The sequence below is a fragment of the Kitasatospora sp. NPDC049285 genome (genome assembly GCF_040678815.1).
GTDB lineage: Bacteria > Actinomycetota > Actinomycetes > Streptomycetales > Streptomycetaceae > Kitasatospora.
The window spans coordinates 91,676-109,817 of record NZ_JBFAQR010000012.1 but is presented as its reverse complement, the minus strand read 5'-3'; the positions used below and the strand labels follow the sequence as shown (position 1 = coordinate 109,817).

Here is an 18,142-nt window from a genome sequence, read left to right as displayed (position 1 = left end):
GTTTCAGCCACTCCTTACACTTGGCCCTGTGATCTCTCGAATCGACCTGCGCGGCTCCCAGGTGGACCCGCGCGACGTGCTGCCCCGTGCCGAGTTCGACGTCGAGGCCGCCCTGGAGAAGGTGCGGCCGATCGCGGAGGACGTGCGCCATCGCGGGGTCGCGGCGCTGATCGAGATCACCGAGCGCTTCGACGGGGTCCGGCTGGAGTCCACCCGGGTGCCGGCCGCGCAGATCGCCGAGGCGCTGGAGCAGCTGGACCCGAAGGTGCGCGCCGCGCTGGAGGAGTCGATCCGCCGGGCCCGCGCCGTCCACGGCGACCAGCGCCGCGCCGGCCACACCACGCAGGTGGTGCCCGGCGGCACGGTGACCCAGCGCTGGGTGCCGGTCGACCGGGTCGGCCTGTACGTGCCCGGCGGCCTGGCGGTCTACCCGTCCTCCGTGGTGATGAACGTGGTGCCCGCGCAGGAGGCCGGGGTGACCGGCATCGCCGTCTCCTCGCCGCCGCAGAAGGCCTTCGGCGGCCGGGTGCACCCGACCATCCTGGCGGCCTGCGCGCTGCTCGGCGTCGACGAGGTGTACGCGGTCGGCGGCGCCCAGGCGGTGGCGATGTTCGCGCTGGGCACCGAGGAGTGCGCGCCGGTCAACCTGGTCACCGGCCCCGGCAACATCTACGTGGCGGCCGCCAAGCGGCTGTTCGCGGGCCGGATCGGCATCGACTCGGAGGCCGGCCCGACCGAGATCATGGTGCTAGCGGACGGCACCGCGGACGCCGTCGAGGTCGCCGCCGACCTGATCAGCCAGGCCGAGCACGGCCCGACCTCCGGCTCGGTGCTGGTCACCGCCTCGGTCGAGCTGGCCGACGCGGTCGAGGCCGAGCTGAAGACCCAGGTCGCCCGCACCCGGCACGCCGAGCGGGTGGCCGAGGCGCTGGGCGGCCCGCAGTCCGGGATCATCCTGGTCGACGACCTGGACCAGGGCCTGGAGGTGGTCAACGCGTACGCCGCCGAGCACCTGGAGATCCAGACCGCCGACCCGCACGCCGTGTCCGAGCGGGTGCGCAACGCCGGCGCGATCTTCCTCGGCCGGTTCACGCCGGTCTCGCTGGGCGACTACGCGGCCGGCTCCAACCACGTGCTGCCGACCGGCGGGTGCGCCTGCCACTCGTCCGGTCTGTCGGTGCAGACCTTCCTGCGCGGCGTGCAGGTGGTGGAGTACGACCGCGAGGCGCTGGCCGGGATCGCCGCGCACGTGGTCACCCTGTCCGAGGCCGAGGACCTGCCCGGTCACGGCGACGCGATCAAGGCCCGATTCGAGTGGAGTGTCCCCAGCTCGTGACGAAGATCGACGACCTCCCCATCCGGGACGAGCTGCGCGGCCAGTCCCCGTACGGCGCACCGCAGTTGGACGTGCCCGTCCAGCTGAACACCAACGAGAACCCGTACCCGCTGCCCGAGCCGCTGGTGGCCCGGATCGCCGAGCGGGTCGCCGACGCCGCCCGGCAGCTCAACCGCTACCCGGACCGCGACGCGGTGGAGCTGCGCACCGGCCTGGCGGCGTACCTGAGCTCCACCACCGGCTTCGGGGTGACGAAGGACCAGGTGTGGGCCGCCAACGGCTCCAACGAGGTGCTGCAGCAGCTGCTGCAGACCTTCGGCGGGCCCGGCCGCACCGCGATCGGCTTCGAGCCCTCGTACTCGATGCACGCGCTGATCGCCCGCGGCACCGGCACCGAGTGGGTCTCCGGCCCGCGAGACGACGACTTCACCATCGACCTGGACGCCGCCCGCCGGGCCATCGCCGAGCTGCGGCCCAACGTGGTGTTCGTCTGCTCGCCGAACAACCCGACCGGCACCGCGGTCGAGGCCGACACCGTGCTCGCGCTGTACGAGGCCGCGCAGGCGGCCGGGCCCAGCATGGTGATCGTCGACGAGGCGTACGTGGAGTTCTCGCACCGCGCCTCGCTGCTGCCGCTGCTGGCGGGCCGCCCCAACCTGGTGGTCACCCGGACCATGTCGAAGGCGTTCGGCGCGGCCGGGCTGCGGCTCGGCTACCTGGCGGCGGACGCCGCGGTGGTGGACGCGGTCCAGCTGGTCCGGCTGCCGTACCACCTGTCGGCGGTCACCCAGGCCACCGCGCTGGCCTGCCTGGAGCACACCGACACCCTGCTCGGCTACGTCGCGCAGCTCAAGTCCGAGCGCGACCGCCTGGTCCTCGCGCTGCGCGGGCTCGGCCTCGAAGTGACCGACTCCGACGCCAACTTCATCCAGTTCGGCCGCTTCGCCGACACCCACGCGGTGTGGCGGGCGATCCTCGACCAGGGCGTGCTGATCCGCGACAACGGCGTGCCCGGCTGGCTGCGCGTCACCGCCGGCACCCCCGCCGAGAACGACGCCTTCCTGAGCGCCGTGTCGCAAGCAACCAAGGAGCTGTAACCCCGCATGTCCCGTATCGGCCGCGTCGAACGCACCACCAAGGAGACCTCCGTCCTGGTCGAGATCGACCTCGACGGAACCGGAAAGACGGACGTCTCCACGGGCGTCGGGTTCTACGACCACATGCTCGACCAGCTGGGCCGCCACGGTCTCTTCGACCTCACCGTCAAGACCGAGGGCGACCTGCACATCGACACCCACCACACCATCGAGGACACCGCCCTCGCGCTCGGCGCCGCCTTCAAGCAGGCGCTCGGCGACAAGGTCGGCATCTACCGCTTCGGCAACTGCACCGTGCCGCTGGACGAGTCGCTGGCCCAGGTGACCGTCGACCTGTCCGGCCGCCCGTACCTGGTGCACACCGAGCCGGACGGCATGGCCCCGATGATCGGCTCGTACGACACCACGATGACCCGGCACATCCTGGAGTCCTTCGTGGCGCAGGCGCAGATCGCCCTGCACGTGCACGTGCCGTACGGCCGCAACGCCCACCACATCGTGGAGTGCCAGTTCAAGGCGCTGGCCCGGGCGCTGCGCTACGCCTCCGAGCGCGACGTGCGCGCGGCCGGCATCCTCCCGTCCACCAAGGGCGCGCTCTGATGGCGACGGTCCTGATCTTCCTCGGGATCTTCTTCGCCACCGGCGTCTGGACGTTCTGGAAGCAGGAGAAGCCGAAGAGCGTCATCCTCGTCCTCGGCTTCGCCTCGGCCATGTGCCTGGCCGCCGGCATCATGCGCTACTAGGAGGCCGCGAGATGTCCAAGAACGTCGTGGTGCTGGACTACGGGTCCGGCAACCTGCGCTCGGCGCAGCGCGCGGTCGAGCGGACCGGCGCGAACGTCACCGTCACCTCGAACTTCCAGCAGGCGCTCGACGCCGACGGGCTGCTGGTCCCCGGCGTGGGCGCCTTCGAGGCGTGCATGCGCGGACTGAAGGCGGTCCGCGGCGAGCAGGTGATCGGCCGCCGGCTGGCCGGCGGGCGGCCGGTGCTGGGGATCTGCGTCGGCATGCAGATCCTGTTCGAGAAGGGCGTCGAGCACGGCGTGGAGACCGCGGGCTGCGACGAGTGGCCCGGCGTGGTCGAGCCGCTGGACGCCCCGATCGTGCCGCACATGGGCTGGAACACCGTGGACGCGCCCGAGGGCAGCCGGATGTTCGCCGGCCTCGACGCCGACACCCGGTTCTACTTCGTGCACTCCTACGGGGTGCGGCACTGGGTCCTGGAGCAGCACGCCGAGAAGCTGCGGCCGCCGCTGGTCACCTGGGCCACCCACGGGCAGCCGTTCGTCGCCGCCGTGGAGAACGGTCCGCTGTGGGCCACCCAGTTCCACCCCGAGAAGTCCGGCGACGCCGGCGCCGCCCTGCTGACCAACTGGGTCGACACCCTCTGACGAGCTGAGAGTCCATCAGATATGAGCAAGCGCCTCGAACTGCTGCCCGCCGTCGACGTCCGCGACGGCCAGGCGGTCCGCCTGGTCAAGGGCGCCTCCGGCACCGAGACGTCCTTCGGTGAGCCGCTGGCCGCCGCCCTGGCCTGGCAGAACGCCGGCGCCGAGTGGCTGCACCTGGTCGACCTGGACGCCGCGTTCGGCACCGGCAGCAACCGCGAGCTGCTCGCCGAGGTCACCGGCCGGCTCGACATCAAGGTCGAGCTGTCCGGCGGCATCCGCGACGACGCCTCGCTGGCCGCCGCCCTCGCCACCGGCTGCACCCGGGTCAACCTGGGCACCGCCGCGCTGGAGACCCCCGAGTGGGTGGCCAAGGTGATCGCCGAGCACGGCGACAAGATCGCCGTCGGCCTGGACGTGGTCGGCACCACCCTGCGCGGCCGCGGCTGGACCCGCGACGGCGGCCAGCTGTACGACGTGCTGGCCCGCCTGGACGCCGAGGGCTGCGCCCGCTACGTGGTCACCGACGTCAACCGCGACGGCACCCTGACCGGCCCCAACCTGCAGCTGCTGCGCGACGTCTGCGCCGCCACCGACCGCCCGGTGGTGGCCTCCGGCGGCGTGTCGTCGCTGGACGACCTGCGGGCGATCGCCACCCTGGTGCCGGAGGGCGTCGAGGGTTCGATCGTCGGCAAGGCCCTCTACGAGCAGAAGTTCACCCTCGAAGAGGCCCTGGAGGCTGTGTCCCGATGACCGACGAAACCCCGGTGGCCGCCGCCCGTCACTCCGGAACGTCCCCCTTCGAGGACCAGTACGGATTCTCCCGGGCGGTGGCGGCCGGGGACTTCGTCCTGGTCTCGGGCTGCACCGCCTACGACAAGGGGATCGTCCAGGCCGAGGGCGACCCGTTCGAGCAGTCGATCGCCGCCTTCAAGATGGCCTTCGACGCGCTCGACCACTACGGACTCACCGTGGCCGACGTGGTCCGCACCCGGATGTACCTCACCCACGTCCGGGACTGCGACGAGGCCGGCCGCGCCCACAAGGAAGTCTTCGACCAGGTCCGCCCGGTCACCACCATCGTGGTGGTCCAGGGCCTGATCGACTCCCGGATGATGGTCGAGGTCGAGGTCGAGGCCTACCGCCCCGGCCTCGCCCGCACTTTGGAAGGCACCCAGCCGTGACCCTCGCAGTACGCGTGATCCCCTGCCTGGACGTGGACGCCGGACGCGTCGTCAAGGGCGTCAACTTCCAGAACCTGCGCGACGCCGGCGACCCGGTCGAACTCGCCAAGCTCTACGACGCCCAGGGCGCCGACGAGTTGACCTTCCTCGACATCACCGCCTCGTCGGGCTCCCGGGAGACCACCTACGACGTGGTGCGCCGCACCGCCGAGCAGGTGTTCATCCCGCTCACCGTCGGCGGCGGGGTGCGCACCGTCGAGGACGTCGACCGGCTGCTGCGCGCGGGCGCCGACAAGGTCGGCGTCAACACCGCGGCGATCGCCCGGCCCGAGCTGATCCGCGAGATCGCCCAGCGCTTCGGCCGCCAGGTGCTGGTGCTGTCGGTGGACGCCCGGCGCTGCGCCGAGGGCACCGAGACCGCCTCCGGCTTCGAGGTCACCACCCACGGCGGCCGCCGCGGCACCGGCCTGGACGCCATCGAGTGGGCGGCCCGGGCCGCCGAGCTCGGCGCCGGCGAGATCCTGCTCAACTCGATGGACGCCGACGGCACCAAGGACGGCTACGACCTGGAGATGATCACCGCCGCGCGCAAGGCCGTGGCCGTCCCGGTGATCGCCTCCGGTGGCGCGGGCAAGCTCGCCGACTTCGCCCCCGCCGTCGACGCCGGTGCGGACGCGGTGCTCGCCGCCAGCGTCTTCCACTTCGGCGACCTGACGATCGGCCAGGTCAAGGACGAGCTGCGGGCCACCGGGCACCCGGTGCGCTGACGGCACGTCACCGCGGGTGCGCCCCGACCCGGGGCGCACCCGCCGCGCGTCGTCCTACCGCTGCCGGGGCTCCGGCTCCAGGATGGCGAACTGCGCGCCGAACGGGTCGGCCAGCACCGCGATCCGGCCCACCGTCGGCACCTGCTCCGGCGGCACCACGACGCTGCCGCCGGACTGCCGGACCTGATCGGTGGTCAGCAACGCGTCGGCGACCGCGAAGTGCACCAGCCAGCCCACGTTGACCCGCGGGTGGACGCCCGCCACCCCGCCGAACGAGGCCGCGAACTCGTCCGCGCCCTCGGCGGTGCGCAGCACGGTGTAGTCGACGTCGGCCACCCCGGAGTCCCGGGTCCGCCAGTCGAACAGGCCCTGGTAGAAGCGCAGCGCGGCCGGGATGTCCGAGGTGTGCAGCTCCGCCCAGCACAGCCCGCCGTCCCCGCCGACCGCGTCCAGGCCCACGGTGTCGCCGGACTGCCAGATCGCGAACTGCCCGCCGGTCGGGTCGGTCAGCTGGGCGAACCGCCCGGCGGTGAAGACGTCCGCCGGCTCGGTGCGGACGGTGCCGCCGAGCTGGTCGGCGGCCTTGGCGGTGGCGTCGGCGTCGGCGACGCGGAAGTACACCGTCCAGGCGGGCAGCGCCTCCTCCTCGGTGAGCGGGCCGACCGCGGCCACCGTCCTCCCGTCCTGCTGGAAGAAGCCGTAGCCGCCGGACTCCGGCCCGGCGGACCGGAGGGTCCAGCCGAACACCGAGCCGTAGAACAGCGCCGATTCGGCGGTGTCCGGGCTGCCGAGGTCGATCCAGTTGGGCGAGCCGAGCCAGAAGTCGGTGCTGACCATGGGCGTGCTGCTCCTTCGGGCGGGGACGGGAAGGCCACCGCCAGGCTGGCACACCGGTGTGACGAATCCGGCCGACGCGCCGTCGGCCCGCCCCGACGTGTCGCGGGGTCGGGCCGACGCGTCGTCAGGTCGGGCGGACGCGTCGTCAGTTTCCGGGCAGCGGGAGGGCCGCGGCGACCCGCGCCACCGCCTCCGGGTCGCCGCTCGCCTCCACCGCGGCCTTGGCGCCGCGCCCGGACAGGAAGAGCACCAGCTCGCCGGGCTCCCCGGTGACGGTGACCGCCGGGCCCTCGCCCGCGCCCTGGCGGAACGTCACCATCCGGCCGTCCGGGTGGCGCAGCTGCAGGGTGACCGGCGAGCGGGCGTCGGAGAACCTGGCCACCACCGGCACCCGCTTCCACAGCGCCTCGGCGAGCGCCGGGTCCACCGGCTCGGGCTCGAACGGCACCGCGCGGCGGACGTCCTCGGCGTGCACGAAGTACTCGACCAGGTTGGCGGCGGCGTCGGCCCCGGGCAGCCGGAACGGCGACAGGGTCGGCGGGCCGGACCGGAAGACCCGCACCAGCTCCTCGAACGGGCGGGCCGCGTAGCGGTTCTGCACCTTCTCGGTGTGCCCGGCGAGCGCGCGCAGCCGGATTCCGGCGGCGGCGTCCGGCCGGGCCTCGCGCACCACCAGGTGCGCGGCCAGGTCCCTGGTGGTCCAGCCCGCGCACAGCGTGGGCGCCTCCGGCCCGGCAGCGGACAGCAGTTCGGCAAGACGGGCGCGCTCAGCCCGGGCGTGGCTCGACATGGCCACACCCTAGGCCCTCGCCGGAAACTCCCGCCGGGCGGTCTGCCCCATTCTCCCCGCCCCCTTCAACTCCCTCGGGGCTGGTGGAGATGGCTGGAGATCCGACCGAGTCGTCAGACCGGCCCCGCCGACCGCAGGTCTAGCGCAGAGGGGCGGTCAGCTTCGTCCCGTGCTGCCTGCTGCTGGCGGTCAGCGTGCACGTCGCGTCGTGCATGCCCTGCTGGTAGTACTGCAGGTAGGGGCCGATCGGGAAGCCGTAGTACGGACCGCCGCCGCCCTGCCGCTGCTCGGCCGCGGCCAGCGGCGCCTGGCACAGCTCGCGCATCGCCCGGCCGATCGCGGTGTCGCTGGTCAGCCCGTCCGGCAGCACCACGTCGGCGATCGCCTCGCCGTCGTGCGGCTGGTCGCAGGGCCGGGCCTCGGCCTTGGCGATCACCTCGGAGAGCTGCGGGTGGTCCAGGCAGGTGCCCGGCGTGAAGAACGGGTACGGCAGCTGCCTGCTCGGGGACGGCGAGGGCGACGGACTCGGCGAGGCGCTGGGGGACGGCGGCGGGGGAGCCGCCTGCCGGTGCGCGGGCTCCGGCCACAGCAGCACCGAAGCCGCGACCACCGCCAACGCCGCCACCACCGCGGCCAGCGCCGCCTTCTGCCGCTTCGTCACGCCAACCCCCTCGGTCCGCCGCCATTGTGGCGCTCCGCCGGGCGACGCGTCACGGGTTCGCGGCGATCCGCGGGCGAACCAGTTTGCGAATGCTTTGCATGAAGATCAGTAGCATGGCGGATTCTTGGTCAAGACGGTCGCCGAGGAAGGGCAACTGCCATGGGGGACAGCGGATTTCGGGTGGAACCCGAAGCACTCGACCGGTATTCGCAACTGCTCGCCGAGCAGTCCGAGCAACTGAGCCGGATCGCGGCGGCCACCGCCGCCATCACCATCTCGTCCGACGCCTTCGGACACCTGCCGAACGCCCAGCACCTGGCGTCGGCCTACCAGGAGCACGCCAGCGCCAGCCGGCAGAACCTCGGCGACCTCGGCGAGGCCGTCACCGGCACCTCGGACGGCCTGGCCCACGTCGCGCAGACCTACACCGACCACGAGCAGCAGCTCAGCGCCGGCCTGGGCGGTGGCAACTGATGTCGCGCGGTTCGCACTCGCACTCCGGCTCGCACAACTCCGGTTCCCACGGCTCCGGTTCGCGGCCGTCGGCGCCGCACGGGCCCGACCCGCGGGTCCCCGTCCACACCCCGGACCCGGCGCCGCCCGCCCACACCCCCGGCTCCACCGGCCACCAGGGCGGCGACCCCGGCGGGGCCGCGCGGCCCGGCCACGACCCGCAGGGCCGCACGCCGTCGCCCGGCGCCGACCCGGGCACCGACCCCGCGGACGGCGGCGACGCCGCCGACCCGCGCGAGTCCTGGTGGAAGGGCGCGCTGCGCAGCGGCGCGGAGTCCGCGGGCGGCTCGCTCGGCGAGCACGCCGGCGACTGGGCGGGGGAGAAGGTGTTCGGCTCCGGCGGGCAGCAGGAGCCCGAACCCGGCGGCGGCGAGGCCCCGACCGGGCTCGACGGCCTCCCGCCGACCGACGGCGCGGAGCCCGGCGGCGAGGACCCGGACGCGGACTTCGACGCGCAGGGCGACGTCCCCGACCCCGGCTTCGCCGGCGGCCCGGTCGGCTCCGGCGCGACGACCGGCTCGGACGGGGGGATGAGCTCCACCCTGGCCCGCCGCGACGTGCAGCCGTACGGCGGCGGCAGTTCCGCGTACGACTGGGCGCACGCCCAGGTCCAGCAGGCGATGGACCAGCTCCAGCCGGCCGAGCACCCGTCGCGCGGCGGTCTCGGCGGGATGCTCGACGAGGCGGTCGAGTACGCGCTGAAGGAGTCCGGCCTGATCGAGATGCTGGAGAAGGTCACCGGCAACCTGGCCGAGCTGAACGCCGCCGCCGAGGAGTGGCAGGCGCAGGCGGGCGCCGTCCAGCAGGTCGCGGCCGAGCTGCGCGGCGGCGCGGTGCCGGTCTCCCAGGCCTGGGAGGGCCAGGCCAGCGACTCCTTCGGCGGGCACATGGGCGAGGTCGCCGACGCGCTCGACCAGACCGCCGAGGGCATGCGGCAGACCGCGCAGATCATCAACTCGGCGGCGCAGGAGTGCGCGGCGGCCGAGGGCATGGTGGTAGAGATCATCAGCGAGGCGATCGAGGCGCTGATCGCCTCGCTCGCCGCCGAGGCGGTGATCGCGGTGGTCACCGCGGGCATCGGTCTGATCGCCGACGCGCTGATCACCGAGGCGGAGATCACCGTCTTCGTCGCCCGGGTGGCCCGGGTCTCCACCGAACTGGCCCAGAAGCTCGAGGAGTTGCTCAAGGCGCTGAAGGAACTCGGCAGCGCCGTCAAGGCGGTGAAGAACCTGCAGACCGCCCGCAGCGCGCTCGCCAAGGTCAAGGAGGTGAAGACCGCCGTCCAGGGCCTGCGCGACTTCGAGGAGGGCGGCGACGGCCTCGGCAAGCTGGCCGGCGACGCCTTCCGGAACCGCTCGCTGGACGGCGTCGGCTCCGGCCTGAAGGACTTCGCGGTGCGTCAGGCCGTCCGGCAGGGCGACGAGTTCGTCACCGGCAAGGCCGAGGACGCGTTCAGCAGCGCCCTCGGCCTGGACGACGGCGCGGAGCGCGGCGACGGCACCGTGAAGGGCGCCTTCGCGGCGGCCGGGCGCTCCGCGCTGGGCGTCGCCAAGGAGACGGTGCTCGGCGACACCAACCGCAACGCCGTCACCGAGGAACTGCTGCACGACACCGGGCTGGAGCGCGACCCGGCCCCGTACCGGGTCGACACCACCCGGATCGAGGCCGCGTTCGGCTGACCGTCGGCGCGGGCGGCGGGGCGCTGACGGACCGTCGGCGCCCCGCCGCCCGCGCGTCGCCTACCCTGGGACGCGGCACGGCCCTGAGTTTCGAGGGGTCACAACATGCGCGTCGGCATCGCCGGGCACCGGGGGCTGTCCGAGATCACCGAGATGCTGGTCCGGGGCGAGCTCTGGCGGCTGGTCACCGGCCACGCCGCCTACGACCTGGTCGGCGTCGGCTGCCTCGCCGAAGGGCCGGAGACCTGGTTCGCCCAGGCCGTCCTGGACCACGGCGGCAAGATCGAGACCGTGGTCTCCGCCACCGCCCACCGCACCGGTGCGTTCCTGGGCGACGGCTGCGGCCGCACCCGCCGGAGGCTGCTCAACCACTCCACCGCGGTCCACCGGCTCGCCCCGGCCGAGCACGGCGGCCTCGGCGACGACACCCGCCGGGCCCTGATCGGCATGATCGACGAACTCGTCGCGGTCTGGGACGGCCGCCCCGGCAGCGCCACCGCCGAGACCGTCGCCGCCGCCCGGGCCGCCGGGCTCTACGTGGAGGTGGTCTGGCCCGACGGCTGCCAGAGCCCCGCGGCCGACGGAAGCGTCCACTGATCCGTCCGCATCCTGAACGCCGGGGCCCGGCGGGCCCGTACGGCCTGCGAGAATGAACCGCATGTCGACCAACCCCGCCGCCCCCGGCAGCACCGCCCTCGACCCGGCGATCGCCGCCCGCCTCAAGCGCACCCCGGACGGCCTGCTCCCCGCCGTCGCCCAGCAGTACGACACCGGCGAGGTGCTGATGCTCGGCTGGATGGACGACGAGGCGCTGCACCGCACCCTCACCACCGGCCGCTGCACCTACTGGAGCCGCAGCCGCAACGAGTACTGGGTCAAGGGCGACACCTCCGGCCACGTCCAGCACGTCAAGCAGGTCGCCCTGGACTGCGACGGCGACACCCTGCTGGTCAAGGTCGACCAGGTCGGCGCGGCCTGCCACACCGGCGAGCGCACCTGCTTCGACGCCGACGTCCTGCCGCTCGCCGCCCAGTAGCCTTTCCCCGACCGTCCGCCCTTCTCATCTGATCGGTGTCCCATGGACCTTGAGGCCTTCCGCACGCTCGCCGCAGACACCCGGGTCATCCCCGTCACCCGCCGGCTCCTCGCGGACGGCCTCACACCGATCGGCGTCTACCGCAGCCTGGCCGCCGAACGCCCCGGCACCTTCCTGCTGGAATCCGCCGAGCAGGGCCGCAGTTGGGCCCGCTACTCGTTCGTCGGGGTGCGCAGCGGCGCCGTCCTGACGGTCGGTCAGGACGGCGGCGCCCGCTGGCTCGGCGAGCCCCCCGTCGGCATCCCGGTCTCCGGCGACCCGCTGGAGGTGCTGCGCGCCACCCTCACCGCCCTGCACACCCCCCGCCACCCCGACGACGGCCTGCCCCCGCTCACCGGCGGCCTGGTCGGCTACCTCGGCTACGACGTGGTCCGCCGCCTCGAGAAGCTGCCGGACCTCACCCCGGACGACCTGAAGCTCCCCGAGCTCACCCTGCTGCTCGCCACCGACCTCGCCGTCCTCGACCACGCCGACGGCACCGTGCTGCTGATCGCCAACGCGGTCAACCACAACGACCTCGCCACCGGCGTCGACGAGGCCCACGCCGACGCCGTCGCCCGGCTGGACGCGATGGAGGCCGACCTGCGCCGCCCGGTCGACCCCGGCCTGGCCACCTTCACCCCGGTCGCGGTCGACGCGCACTCGCCGTTCGGCGGCGAGCCGTACCGCAAGGCCGTCGACGTGGTGAAGGAGCGCATCCGGGCCGGCGAGGCCTTCCAGGTCGTCCCCTCGCAGCGCTTCGAAGCCCCCTGCGAGGCCTCCGCGCTCGACGTCTACCGGGTGCTGCGCACCACCAACCCCAGCCCCTACATGTACCTCTTCCGCTTCCCAGGCCCCGACGGCGGCGCGGACGGCGGCTTCGACGTGGTCGGCTCCAGCCCCGAGGCCCTGGTCAAGGTCGCCGAGGGCGCCGCCATGCTGCACCCCATCGCCGGCACCCGGCACCGCGGCGCCACCCCGCACGAGGACGCCGAGCTCGCCGCCGAGCTGCTCGCCGACCCCAAGGAACGGGCCGAGCACCTGATGCTGGTCGACCTCGGCCGCAACGACCTCGGCCGGGTCTGCGCGCCCGGCTCCGTCGAGGTGGTCGAGTTCATGCAGGTCGAGCGCTACAGCCACGTCATGCACATCGTCTCCACCGTCACCGGCACCGTCGCCGAGGGCCGCACCGCGCTCGACGTCCTCACCGCCTGCTTCCCCGCCGGCACCCTCTCCGGCGCCCCCAAGCCCCGCGCCATGCAGATCATCGAAGAACTCGAACCCACCCGCCGCGGCCTCTACGGCGGCTGCGTCGGCTACCTCGACTTCGCCGGCGACTCCGACACCGCCATCGCCATCCGCACCGCCGTCATCCGCGACCACACCGCCTACGTCCAAGCCGGCGCCGGCGTCGTAGCCGACTCCGACCCCCACGCCGAAGACACCGAATGCCGCAACAAGGCCACCGCCGTCCTCCGCGCAGTGGCCGCCGCCAACACACTCCGCTAAGCCCCCGCCCCCGCCTGCGCCGCGCCCCGTGCAGGTGCAGCCGCCTGCGGCGAGCCGGCGGGGCCATTTCGGATGTCGCCCCGCTGACCCCGCCTACAGCGGCCCGCTCCGCGGGCTCCCTGCCTGCGCCTGCGGCGGGCGGCCGGGCCATTTCGGATGTCGCCTCTGGCCCCGCCCCCGGCGGGCCGCTCAGCGGGCGCTCCTGATCCCACCCCGGCGGGCCGCTGCGCGGGCAGTCGTCCGGGTGGGCGTGGCCGCCTGCGGCGGGCTGGCCGGGCTGCTCCGGGTGTCGGTCCTGGCTCCGCCCCGGTGGGCTCCCCTGTCACCCGCCTGCGGCGAGCCGGCCGGGCCAGTCCGGATGTCGTCCCCTTACCCCCGCCCCCGGGGGCCGCTCCGTAGGTGGTGTTCGCAGCGCCCCGCAGGGTCGTGGCTCTCGCGGGTGGCGGGCCGGCAGCGTGGTGCCGTGCGGAGGGGCTGGTGGTGGGGGTGGTGTTGGGTCGGGGACACTGGTCGGGTGAGTGAGACCGCTGTTTCTGCGAAATCCCGGCGCGCCCTCGGGCTGATGCTGGTGCTGACCGTGCTCGGGGCCGTGCTGGTGCTGACCTCCGTGGGGCGGACGTGGGCGGAGGGGACCGCTGCGGGGCTGGAGGGCGGGCGGCTGGCGGTGAGTGCCACGGGGAGCGCGTTGACGGGGTTGCCGACGGGGATGGCGATGGTCGCGCTCGCGGCGATGGTCGCGGTCTTCGCGGTCCGCGGCCGCGCCCGCCTACTGGTCGGGGCGCTGACCGTGCTGGCGGGCCTGGGCACCGTCGCGGGCGCACTGCTCGGCAACAGCGACACCGCCGGCCTGCACGCCGCCGCGGCCAGCAAACTGGCGGTGAGCGGCGCCCACGCCGAGCAGATCACCCGCACCGCGTGGCCCTGGGTCGCCCTGGCCGGCGGCGTGCTGCTGGCCCTGGCCGGCCTGCTGACGGTGCGGTTCGGCCGGTCCTGGCCGGCGATGGGCTCGCGCTATGAGGCGCCGACCCGCGCCGCGGCCGCCCGCTCGGCCGTCACCACCCCCGCCACCACCCCCGCTGACCTGTGGAAGGCGCTGGACCGCGGCGAGGACCCGACCGGCTGAGGGCTCCGTCCGGGTCGACTGAGGGCTCCGTCTCACCAGAGTGCCCCCGCTTGGGGACGCCGTGTACGGCCCGGCACAATGGAGAGCGTCAACCCCGTCGAGCGCCACCCCGGACCGCGCGACCGGGCCCCGAAGATACAAGGAGCACCAACAAGATGTCGTCAGCAGCGCACGGCCACACCCCCGCCGCCTGGACCGGCGTGACCATCTCGTTCGTCGGCTTCTGCATCGCCGGCGTGGCCATGATCATCCCGAACGTCCTGCTGGTCGTCGCGGGTATCGCCGTGGTCCTGATCGGCGGCGTGGTCGGCAAGGCGATGTCGATGGCGGGCATGGGCAAGCCGGCCAGCAAGAACTTCGCGCCGGTGGAGTCCGCGGAGCGCACGGCGGTCACCGCGAGCTGACCAGGCGTCGGTGTCACCTCGGACGGCGGGCGGCGCGCCCGCCGTTCCGCCTTTCCGGGTGCAGTGCGCCCGATCGGGGGCACAATCATCGCCGTGAACGCTCCCGCTGCCCCGCAGCCCGCCGCCCCGCAGCCGGCCCCGGCGGGCTCGCCGCTGCGCCGGCTGGCCTCCCCGCTGGCCGCGCTGACCGCCGTCGCGCTGCCGACCGCCTTCGTCGGTCTGGTCGACCCCAACTCGCCGGGCCACTACCCGGTCTGTCCGGTGCTGCAGGCGACCGGCTGGTGGTGCCCGGGCTGCGGCGGGCTGCGCTCGGTGCACGCACTGACCCGCGGCGACGTGCTGTCCGCGCTGCACGACAACGTGCTGGTGGTGGCGCTGGCGGTGGTCTTCCTGGCGTTCTGGGGACGCTGGGTCTACACCGCGGTGCGCGGCCTGCCCAAGCCGGGCTTCCGGATGACCGGACGGCAGACCGTCCTGCTGGTCGTCCTGCTCACGCTGTTCACGGTGCTGCGCAACCTGCCGGTCGGGGTCGGGCTGGCGCCGCCGGTGGTGTGAGGGCGGCGCGGGCGGTCCGCCGATCGAGACGCGCGCCGGGCGGATGCGGGATGCGCCCCCTGCGCCCGATACCATCGAATGGTCGGGGAGTGCCCGAACACCCACCCCGGCTCCAGCCAGAAGAAACGATGGGGGCGCACGCGTGACTGTGCTCGACGAGATCATCGACGGGGTCCGGGAGGACCTCGCCGAGCGACAGGCCCGGGTCTCCCTGGACGAGCTCAAGGAGCTCGCCGCCAAGGCACCCGAGGCGAAGGACGGCGTGGCCGCGCTGCGCGGCGACGGCGTCCGGGTGATCTGCGAGGTCAAGCGCTCCAGCCCCTCCAAGGGTGCGCTCGCGGCGATCGCGGACCCGGCCGCCCTGGCGGTCGACTACGCGGCCGGTGGCGCGGCCGCGATCAGCGTGCTCACCGAGCAGCGCCGCTTCGGCGGCTCGCTGGCCGACCTGGACGCGGTGCGCGCCGCGGTGGACACCCCGGTGCTGCGCAAGGACTTCATCGTCACGGCCTACCAGCTGTGGGAGGCCCGGGCGCACGGCGCGGACCTGGCGCTGCTGATCGTCGCCGCCCTGGACCAGCCCGCGCTGGTCTCGCTGATCGAGCGGGCCGAGTCGATCGGACTCACCCCGCTGGTCGAGGTGCACGACGAGGAGGAGATCGCCCGCGCGGTGGACGCCGGCGCGCGGATCATCGGCGTCAACGCCCGCAACCTGAAGACCCTCGAGGTCGACCGGAACACCTTCGGCAACGTGGTGGACGCCATCCCGGCGCACGTCGTCAAGGTCGCCGAGTCCGGGGTCCGCGGCCCGCACGACCTGATCACCTACGCCAACCAGGGCGCCGACGCGGTGCTGGTCGGCGAGTCCCTGGTGACCGGCCGCGACCCGCGTGCCGCGGTCGCCGACCTGGTCGCCGCCGGGGCCCACCCGGCGCTGCGCAACAACGGGCGGGGCTGAGCCTCCGCCATGTCGATCGCCACCCGTCTCGCTCCCGGCTGCCGCCCGCGCGGCTGCCGCGCGCCCGCACGCCGGGTGCTGGGGCGGCGGGTGCGCTACGTGATCGGCAGCGAGCCCGGACAGGTCCCCGGACGCCGATGGCGCGGAACCCGCGGCTGAATCCCGCCGCCCGTTCCACCTTGCACGCCGTCAACCCTTCATCCGAGGACGGATCATGTCCGAGCTTCACCTTCCGGGTACCCAGGTCCCGGACGCACGCGGCTACTTCGGCGCCTACGGCGGCCGATTCATCCCCGAGGCGCTGGTCGCCGCCGTCGAGCAGGTCGCCGAGGAGTACGAGAAGGCGAAGGCCGATCCGGCCTTCGCCGCCGAACTCGACGCGCTGCTCAAGGACTACACCGGCCGGCCCAGCCCGCTGACCGACGTCCACCGGTTCTCCGCCGAGGCGGGCGGGGCGCGGGTCCTGCTCAAGCGCGAGGACCTCAACCACACCGGCTCGCACAAGATCAACAACGTGCTGGGCCAGGCGCTGCTCACCAAGCGGATGGGCAAGACCCGGATCATCGCGGAGACCGGCGCCGGCCAGCACGGCGTGGCCACCGCCACCGCCTGCGCCCTGTTCGGCTTCGACTGCACCATCTACATGGGCGAGGTCGACACCCAGCGGCAGGCCCTGAACGTCGCCCGGATGCGGATGCTGGGCGCCGAGGTCATCCCGGTGAAGTCCGGCAGCCGCACCCTCAAGGACGCCATCAACGAGGCGTTCCGCGACTGGGTCGCGAACGTCGACTCCACCCACTACCTGTTCGGCACCGTCGCGGGCCCGCACCCGTTCCCGATGATGGTCCGCGACTTCCACCGGGTGATCGGCATCGAGGCCCGGCAGCAGGTGCTGGACCGCACCGGGCGGCTGCCCGACGCGGTGGTCGCCTGCGTCGGCGGCGGCTCCAACGCGATGGGCATCTTCCACGAGTTCATCCCGGACGCGGGCGTGCGCCTGATCGGCTGTGAGGCGGCCGGCGAGGGCGCCGAGACCCCCAGGCACGCCGCCACCCTCACCAAGGGCGACCCGGGCGTGCTGCACGGCTCGCGCACCTACGTGCTGCAGGACGAGGACGGCCAGACCATCGAGTCGCACTCGATCTCGGCGGGCCTGGACTACCCGGGCGTCGGCCCGGAGCACGCCTGGCTGAAGGACACCGGCCGCGCCGAGTACCGCCCGGTCACCGACCGCGCGGCGATGGAGGCCCTGCGCCTGCTGTCGCGCACCGAGGGCATCATCCCGGCCATCGAGTCCGCGCACGCCCTGGCCGGCGCCCTCGAGCTCGGCCGCGAGCTCGGCCCGGAGGCGACCATCCTGGTCTCGCTCTCCGGCCGCGGGGACAAGGACATGCACACCGCCGCCGAGTACTTCGGCCTCTACGACGCCGAGGGGACCAACTGACATGGCCGACACCCTGCTCACCACCGCCCTCGCCGCCGCCAAGGCGGAGGGCCGCGCGGCCCTGATCGGCTACCTCCCGGCCGGGTTCCCGACCGTGGACGGCGGCATCGCCGCGATCAACGCGCTGATCGAGGGCGGCTGCGACGCCGTCGAGGTCGGCCTGCCGCACTCCGACCCGGTGCTGGACGGCGCGGTGATCCAGACCGCCGACGACATCGCGCTGCGCGGCGGCGTGAGGATCAAGGACGTGCTGCGCACCGTCGCCGAGGTCGCCGCCGCCCACCCGGCGGTGCCGGTGCTGGTGATGACCTACTGGAACCCGGTGGACCGCTACGGCACCGCCCGGTTCGCCGCCGACCTGGCCGCGGCCGGGGGAGCGGGCTGCATCCTGCCCGACCTGCCGGTCGAGGAATCCGCGGAGTGGCGCAAGGCCGCCGCCGAGCACGGTCTCGACACCGTCTTCGTGGTCGCCCCGTCCTCCCAGGACGCCCGGCTCGCCGAGGTGACCGCGGCCGGCTCCGGCTTCGTCTACGCCGCCGCGGTGATGGGCGTCACCGGGACCCGGGCCGCCGTCGGCTCGATGGCCGAGGACCTGGTCGCCCGGACCCGGGCCACCACGCCGCTGCCGGTCTGCGTCGGCCTCGGCGTCTCCAACGCGAAGCAGGCGGCGGAGGTCGCGGCCTTCGCCGACGGCGTGATCGTCGGCTCGGCGTTCGTGCAGCGCCTGCTGGACGCCCCGGACCCGGACGCCGGCGTCGACGCGGTGCGCGCGTTGGCCGCCGAGCTGGCGGAGGGCGTCCGCCGGCGCTGACCGCACGGCCGTGGA

22 protein-coding genes are annotated in these 18,142 nt (G+C 73.9%); 19 read left to right on the top strand and 3 right to left on the bottom strand.

The annotated features are described in order from the left end of the window. Window positions 1-28: 28 nt before the first annotated feature. From hisD to hisF, 8 genes are read left to right on the top strand one after another with little or no spacing between them, the layout of a single operon-like run. Window positions 29-1,336: a histidinol dehydrogenase gene (gene hisD, locus AB0K51_RS11420; protein ID WP_363453087.1), complete on the top strand. Its 1,308-nt coding sequence runs from the start codon at window positions 29-31 to the stop codon at window positions 1,334-1,336. Next, on the top strand, window positions 1,333-2,433 hold the full coding sequence (locus AB0K51_RS11415; protein WP_363453085.1) for a histidinol-phosphate transaminase: 1,101 nt from the start codon (window positions 1,333-1,335) through the stop codon (window positions 2,431-2,433). The genes hisD and AB0K51_RS11415 overlap by 4 nt, the downstream gene beginning before the upstream one ends. Before the next feature lie 6 nt (window positions 2,434-2,439). Beyond that, window positions 2,440-3,033 (top strand): imidazoleglycerol-phosphate dehydratase HisB, encoded by a 594-nt coding sequence (gene hisB / locus AB0K51_RS11410; RefSeq protein ID WP_363453083.1) that lies wholly within the window; start codon window positions 2,440-2,442, stop codon window positions 3,031-3,033. Beyond that, window positions 3,033-3,176, top strand: coding sequence for a hypothetical protein (locus AB0K51_RS11405; RefSeq protein ID WP_363453081.1), 144 nt, complete (start codon window positions 3,033-3,035; stop codon window positions 3,174-3,176). Before hisB ends, AB0K51_RS11405 begins: the two co-directional genes overlap by 1 nt. An 11-nt stretch (window positions 3,177-3,187) precedes the next feature. Next, window positions 3,188-3,823, top strand: a complete 636-nt coding sequence (hisH, locus tag AB0K51_RS11400) for an imidazole glycerol phosphate synthase subunit HisH (protein WP_363453079.1) — start codon at window positions 3,188-3,190, stop codon at window positions 3,821-3,823. A gap of 21 nt (window positions 3,824-3,844) precedes the next feature. Continuing rightward, window positions 3,845-4,573 (top strand): bifunctional 1-(5-phosphoribosyl)-5-((5-phosphoribosylamino)methylideneamino)imidazole-4-carboxamide isomerase/phosphoribosylanthranilate isomerase PriA, encoded by a 729-nt coding sequence (priA, locus tag AB0K51_RS11395; RefSeq protein ID WP_363453077.1) that lies wholly within the window; start codon window positions 3,845-3,847, stop codon window positions 4,571-4,573. Further along, a complete protein-coding gene (locus AB0K51_RS11390) occupies window positions 4,570-5,004 on the top strand; it encodes a RidA family protein (protein WP_363453075.1) in 435 nt (144 codons plus the stop codon). Before priA ends, AB0K51_RS11390 begins: the two co-directional genes overlap by 4 nt. Further along, window positions 5,001-5,771 (top strand): imidazole glycerol phosphate synthase subunit HisF, encoded by a 771-nt coding sequence (hisF, locus tag AB0K51_RS11385; RefSeq protein ID WP_363453073.1) that lies wholly within the window; start codon window positions 5,001-5,003, stop codon window positions 5,769-5,771. The genes AB0K51_RS11390 and hisF overlap by 4 nt, the downstream gene beginning before the upstream one ends. A gap of 54 nt (window positions 5,772-5,825) precedes the next feature. Here hisF and AB0K51_RS11380 read toward each other — a convergent pair whose 3' ends face one another. The 3 genes from AB0K51_RS11380 to AB0K51_RS11370 form a co-directional block, all read right to left on the bottom strand. Beyond that, window positions 5,826-6,608 carry a VOC family protein gene (locus tag AB0K51_RS11380; protein WP_363453071.1) on the bottom strand — a complete coding sequence of 261 codons (783 nt, stop codon included), beginning with the start codon at window positions 6,606-6,608 and terminating at the stop codon, window positions 5,826-5,828. Window positions 6,609-6,753: 145 nt separating this feature from the next. After that, the gene (locus AB0K51_RS11375) at window positions 6,754-7,398 is read right to left on the bottom strand and encodes a TIGR03085 family metal-binding protein (RefSeq protein WP_363453069.1); all 645 of its coding nucleotides are present in this window, start codon (window positions 7,396-7,398) and stop codon (window positions 6,754-6,756) included. 139 nt (window positions 7,399-7,537) lie between these two features. After that, window positions 7,538-8,059, bottom strand: coding sequence for a hypothetical protein (locus AB0K51_RS11370; protein ID WP_363453067.1), 522 nt, complete (start codon window positions 8,057-8,059; stop codon window positions 7,538-7,540). 180 nt (window positions 8,060-8,239) lie between these two features. Between AB0K51_RS11370 and AB0K51_RS11365 the strand changes: the two genes are divergently transcribed. From AB0K51_RS11365 to trpA, 11 genes are all read left to right on the top strand, one after another. Further along, window positions 8,240-8,533, top strand: coding sequence for a hypothetical protein (locus tag AB0K51_RS11365; RefSeq protein ID WP_363453065.1), 294 nt, complete (start codon window positions 8,240-8,242; stop codon window positions 8,531-8,533). After that, window positions 8,533-10,251: a WXG100 family type VII secretion target gene (locus AB0K51_RS11360; protein ID WP_363453063.1), complete on the top strand. Its 1,719-nt coding sequence runs from the start codon at window positions 8,533-8,535 to the stop codon at window positions 10,249-10,251. Before AB0K51_RS11365 ends, AB0K51_RS11360 begins: the two co-directional genes overlap by 1 nt. Before the next feature lie 105 nt (window positions 10,252-10,356). Beyond that, window positions 10,357-10,848: a hypothetical protein gene (locus AB0K51_RS11355; protein ID WP_363453061.1), complete on the top strand. Its 492-nt coding sequence runs from the start codon at window positions 10,357-10,359 to the stop codon at window positions 10,846-10,848. 61 nt (window positions 10,849-10,909) lie between these two features. Continuing rightward, entirely contained in the window at window positions 10,910-11,287 is a 378-nt protein-coding gene (gene hisI / locus AB0K51_RS11350) for a phosphoribosyl-AMP cyclohydrolase (RefSeq protein WP_363453059.1), read from the top strand. A gap of 42 nt (window positions 11,288-11,329) precedes the next feature. Next, window positions 11,330-12,835: an anthranilate synthase component I gene (locus tag AB0K51_RS11345; RefSeq protein WP_363453057.1), complete on the top strand. Its 1,506-nt coding sequence runs from the start codon at window positions 11,330-11,332 to the stop codon at window positions 12,833-12,835. A 514-nt stretch (window positions 12,836-13,349) separates the two neighbouring features. Continuing rightward, window positions 13,350-13,958, top strand: a complete 609-nt coding sequence (locus AB0K51_RS11340; RefSeq protein ID WP_363453055.1) for a TIGR02234 family membrane protein — start codon at window positions 13,350-13,352, stop codon at window positions 13,956-13,958. 155 nt (window positions 13,959-14,113) lie between these two features. Then, entirely contained in the window at window positions 14,114-14,362 is a 249-nt protein-coding gene (locus AB0K51_RS11335; RefSeq protein WP_363453053.1) for an HGxxPAAW family protein, read from the top strand. A 93-nt stretch (window positions 14,363-14,455) separates the two neighbouring features. Beyond that, window positions 14,456-14,917: a DUF2752 domain-containing protein gene (locus tag AB0K51_RS11330; protein ID WP_363453051.1), complete on the top strand. Its 462-nt coding sequence runs from the start codon at window positions 14,456-14,458 to the stop codon at window positions 14,915-14,917. Between the two features lie 142 nt (window positions 14,918-15,059). Beyond that, on the top strand, window positions 15,060-15,872 hold the full coding sequence (gene trpC / locus AB0K51_RS11325) for an indole-3-glycerol phosphate synthase TrpC (RefSeq protein ID WP_363453049.1): 813 nt from the start codon (window positions 15,060-15,062) through the stop codon (window positions 15,870-15,872). A gap of 214 nt (window positions 15,873-16,086) precedes the next feature. Next, the gene (gene trpB, locus AB0K51_RS11320; RefSeq protein WP_363453047.1) at window positions 16,087-17,316 is read left to right on the top strand and encodes a tryptophan synthase subunit beta; all 1,230 of its coding nucleotides are present in this window, start codon (window positions 16,087-16,089) and stop codon (window positions 17,314-17,316) included. A gap of 1 nt (window position 17,317) precedes the next feature. After that, window positions 17,318-18,127: a tryptophan synthase subunit alpha gene (trpA, locus tag AB0K51_RS11315; protein ID WP_363453045.1), complete on the top strand. Its 810-nt coding sequence runs from the start codon at window positions 17,318-17,320 to the stop codon at window positions 18,125-18,127. The last annotated feature ends 15 nt before the right edge of the window (window positions 18,128-18,142 follow it).

What these genes read in the sequence shown, in the direction of transcription:
- hisB (WP_363453083.1), top strand. Translation starts at nt 2,440, where the DNA reads ATGTCCCGTATCGGCCGCGTCGAACGCACCACCAAGGAGACCTCCGTC.
- AB0K51_RS11405 (WP_363453081.1), top strand. Translation starts at nt 3,033, where the DNA reads ATGGCGACGGTCCTGATCTTCCTCGGGATCTTCTTCGCCACCGGCGTC.
- hisH (WP_363453079.1), top strand. Translation starts at nt 3,188, where the DNA reads ATGTCCAAGAACGTCGTGGTGCTGGACTACGGGTCCGGCAACCTGCGC.
- priA (WP_363453077.1), top strand. Translation starts at nt 3,845, where the DNA reads ATGAGCAAGCGCCTCGAACTGCTGCCCGCCGTCGACGTCCGCGACGGC.
- AB0K51_RS11390 (WP_363453075.1), top strand. Translation starts at nt 4,570, where the DNA reads ATGACCGACGAAACCCCGGTGGCCGCCGCCCGTCACTCCGGAACGTCC.
- AB0K51_RS11380 (WP_363453071.1), bottom strand. Translation starts at nt 6,608, where the DNA reads ATGGTCAGCACCGACTTCTGGCTCGGCTCGCCCAACTGGATCGACCTC.
- AB0K51_RS11375 (WP_363453069.1), bottom strand. Translation starts at nt 7,398, where the DNA reads ATGTCGAGCCACGCCCGGGCTGAGCGCGCCCGTCTTGCCGAACTGCTG.
- AB0K51_RS11360 (WP_363453063.1), top strand. Translation starts at nt 8,533, where the DNA reads ATGTCGCGCGGTTCGCACTCGCACTCCGGCTCGCACAACTCCGGTTCC.
- AB0K51_RS11355 (WP_363453061.1), top strand. Translation starts at nt 10,357, where the DNA reads ATGCGCGTCGGCATCGCCGGGCACCGGGGGCTGTCCGAGATCACCGAG.
- hisI (WP_363453059.1), top strand. Translation starts at nt 10,910, where the DNA reads ATGTCGACCAACCCCGCCGCCCCCGGCAGCACCGCCCTCGACCCGGCG.
- AB0K51_RS11345 (WP_363453057.1), top strand. Translation starts at nt 11,330, where the DNA reads ATGGACCTTGAGGCCTTCCGCACGCTCGCCGCAGACACCCGGGTCATC.
- AB0K51_RS11335 (WP_363453053.1), top strand. Translation starts at nt 14,114, where the DNA reads ATGTCGTCAGCAGCGCACGGCCACACCCCCGCCGCCTGGACCGGCGTG.
- trpB (WP_363453047.1), top strand. Translation starts at nt 16,087, where the DNA reads ATGTCCGAGCTTCACCTTCCGGGTACCCAGGTCCCGGACGCACGCGGC.
- trpA (WP_363453045.1), top strand. Translation starts at nt 17,318, where the DNA reads ATGGCCGACACCCTGCTCACCACCGCCCTCGCCGCCGCCAAGGCGGAG.